Source organism: Photobacterium sp. 53610 (assembly GCF_036409375.1).
Taxonomy (GTDB): domain Bacteria; phylum Pseudomonadota; class Gammaproteobacteria; order Enterobacterales; family Vibrionaceae; genus Photobacterium.
On sequence record NZ_JAXOFS010000029.1, the window covers coordinates 1 to 2,937 of the forward strand.

Sequence of the window (2,937 nt, forward strand, 5' to 3'; positions counted from 1 at the left end):
ATACTACCTGACAGACCCACGCTGGACGTCAGCCCCCCGGACATGTCCTGACGGTAGTCAGGGCCAGATGGCCGAGGTCGCTGCCGTTTTCGTCGACGGTGGCGATCACCGCACCGGTGACGTCGGTGTTCCCGGCGACGTTGATATCCTCTGTGCCGCCAGAGGCTAAGGTTGTGGGCTGAGGTTAGGTGCTTTTAGGGATGTTAGGGATGTTAGGGAAAGCTCGAAAAGGTATACACAAACGAGTCAGTCCTTGCAACTCCAACAAGTCACTTGAGCCAATCAATATAAACTAGTGTAGATAACACCATAACACATTGAAAGGTAATGCTTTTTATTTTTATACTATCTTTCTTGTATGTCACAACTATTGATGGCATTCTCTTGAAGCATACGAATATCCAACTTTCAGAAAACTCAAAAACTATCAGTGAAACCTATTATCAATCACCCTTGGGCTTTATCCCAGGAAGAAGCTTTAAACCTGCAACAAGAACTGGCAGATAAAGTTGTTCCGACAAATCAACTCGGTGAGATAAAGCTTGTCGCTGGAGTTGATGTCGCCTACCAAAAGGACAGCAATAGATTAGTCGCTGCAGTCGTCACGCTCAACGCCAAGACTTTAGAGATAGTTGAAACAGCAACCGCTGAAGACATTGAACGCTTCCCATATATTCCAGGGCTCTTTTCATTTCGGGAAATACCACCATTAATCAAAGCATTTGCGAAACTTCAACATACACCAGACTTAGTTGTGTGTGATGGACAAGGACTTGCCCATCCTCGACGTTTTGGGCTTGCCTGCCATTTAGGTGTGATCTTTGATGTACCAACGATTGGCTGTGGCAAGACACGCTTGCTAGGGGAGCATCAAGAGCCAGATACAACAAGAGGCGCTAGTGCACCCCTTATTGAAAATGATAAAGTAATTGGCAACGTTGTAAGAACTCAAACTAACATTAAGCCAATTTATGTGTCTATTGGGCACCGTATTTCATTGGAAACAGCCTGTGAATGGATTTTAAAGCTAACTAATAAATACCGTCTTCCGGAGACAACCAGACATGCAGATCATCTAGTTAAAATTCAACTAAAGAATTCTCAATCACCTAGTTCACCATAAACACGCCTGAATTTTTGAAGGATTTTGTAGTTAGACTCAGGTGATTCTGGGTCCAACTTCCTTTCGACAAGCAGGTTACCATCATTTGACCACTCCATATAATCCAGTTCTATCCCCCATTCATAATGGGATTCCACTTTCTTTTTTCCATCTTCGAAGTAAGAAATCAATGCACCATACTTCATACCTCGTCTACATTCTGTCTCCTGTTTCAACTGACCATTTGAATACCATTCTTTACAAACATTATGCTCCAAGCCATCTTTATACTCTGATTCGGACTTCAACTCACCATTATCAAAAAGCTCATATCCAATACCAGTAAACGGGATATCGTTGAAACAACGAATATCAGCATCATATTCCAATTCACTTTCTAGAATTCTACTTACCATCTTTAGTTACTTCCTTTCAAAGGCGTTTCTAGTGGAAACTTAGCACCATTCGTCAAATATGCACAATGAGGGCAACGCGGTATTGTGCTACCTCTAGTAGATTTAGATCCACCAGAATTAATTACCTGAAGGATTGTCCATTTCCCCTTTAGCGAGACTGTCTCAGCATAGGGGAAGTGGACAATTCGTAATTCCAGTCTTCAACATCATTATTCAAAAAATAAAATACACTATTAAAGTGTCTCAACTGAGAAATTTACACTCTCAACTGGATATAAAAACTGAATTAATTACCATTTACGGAGCTCCTGAATTCAGGAACCCCCAGGATATTATGGATAAATATGCCATTGATTAAAAACCTCTCGTGTCAACTTACCCATTAATTCTTTACTATTTTCACCAGCTTCAGTCTGAGAAATATTTTCTATAAAACACGATTTTAAACAATTCGCCATAACAATAGAGCATTCATCGCCAATAGCATTATCATTAGCCAATATAGCCTCTATCGTATCAAATAACATTTTCTTTTCACCCTCACCTAAGAGCTGAAATTCATCAATGTAATACTGTGAAAACTCTGCACATAACCCAGATAAATCAAAACTTCCATCTTCTTTCAAGTTATAATTATCATCAGACGACCAATACTGTTTGAATGTTGGAAACAAACTAATGAGGTAATTATAAAGATTATATTTCCCACTAATCATTTAGATTTCCTTTCTTTGAGTTTTCAAGATCTTTAATCATTTCTTTAGCCGCATGTATATCACTTTTAGACGCATTGTTGTTTTTTTTCATCCAAGTGTTTAATGCATTGATAAGTTGTGGAACCTTATTGTTTAAGTGATCCGTTCCTTTGAACAACTCACCAGTTTCGAACTCATGCCTTGCAGCATCAGCTGTACTTCCAGTTCCCAATGTACCTGTAGGTGATCTATCTCCTTTATACATTTGGTTTACAATATTTTGTAGTTTATCATTATCAACTTCTGGTCGTTTAAAACTTCCCGGATAAGGTCCTGATTCTTGATATCCATAAGTATTCCTATTCACGATAGATCTTTCGGAAACTGCGTTTGGACTATAAACATCATTAACTATAGACGGATTGCCCCCACTATATCCATAAGTAGAGTTGGTTGCTTCTCCTTGCCTATCATTTCGTACAACACCCTCATCCGGCATCCTACCATCATCACCCTCTGCGTCACTAGCCTGGCCTTCAGTCTCCTTCTTCGCCAGCGTACTCTCAGTTTCTGGTGCTGATGGCTTCTCATGCGGTGCGACTGTATCTCCATTCGTCTTACCAGAATGTGGCAACTCTGGGGTATGTGAAGATGCTTTATCCGTTAAAACCAGTTGATTCGATGAGGGCAAATCATCAAAGTCTGCATCTGCATGCTTCAGGTG

4 protein-coding genes are annotated in these 2,937 nt (G+C 40.3%); 1 reads left to right on the top strand and 3 read right to left on the bottom strand.

Features of this window, described 5'->3' with window-relative positions; translation table 11 throughout:
* The first annotated feature begins 430 nt into the window (after positions 1-430).
* Positions 431-1,123, top strand: a complete 693-nt coding sequence (gene nfi / locus SPK40_RS22890; RefSeq protein ID WP_330962009.1) for a deoxyribonuclease V — start codon at positions 431-433, stop codon at positions 1,121-1,123.
* Here nfi and SPK40_RS22895 read toward each other — a convergent pair.
* The 3 genes from SPK40_RS22895 to SPK40_RS22905 form a co-directional block, all read right to left on the bottom strand.
* Positions 1,102-1,518 (bottom strand): toxin-antitoxin system YwqK family antitoxin, encoded by a 417-nt coding sequence (locus SPK40_RS22895; RefSeq protein ID WP_330962010.1) that lies wholly within the window; start codon positions 1,516-1,518, stop codon positions 1,102-1,104. The genes nfi and SPK40_RS22895 overlap by 22 nt on opposite strands.
* Positions 1,519-1,850: 332 nt before the next feature.
* Positions 1,851-2,234, bottom strand: a complete 384-nt coding sequence (locus SPK40_RS22900) for a hypothetical protein (protein ID WP_330962011.1) — start codon at positions 2,232-2,234, stop codon at positions 1,851-1,853.
* Positions 2,227-2,937: hypothetical protein (locus tag SPK40_RS22905; protein ID WP_330962012.1), on the bottom strand; the 711-nt coding region annotated here is incomplete at its 5' end. The genes SPK40_RS22900 and SPK40_RS22905, both read right to left, overlap by 8 nt.

Excerpts from the sequence above, each read along its gene's own strand:
- SPK40_RS22895 (WP_330962010.1), bottom strand. The coding sequence starts at position 1,518 with ATGGTAAGTAGAATTCTAGAAAGTGAATTGGAATATGATGCTGATATT.
- SPK40_RS22900 (WP_330962011.1), bottom strand. The coding sequence starts at position 2,234 with ATGATTAGTGGGAAATATAATCTTTATAATTACCTCATTAGTTTGTTT.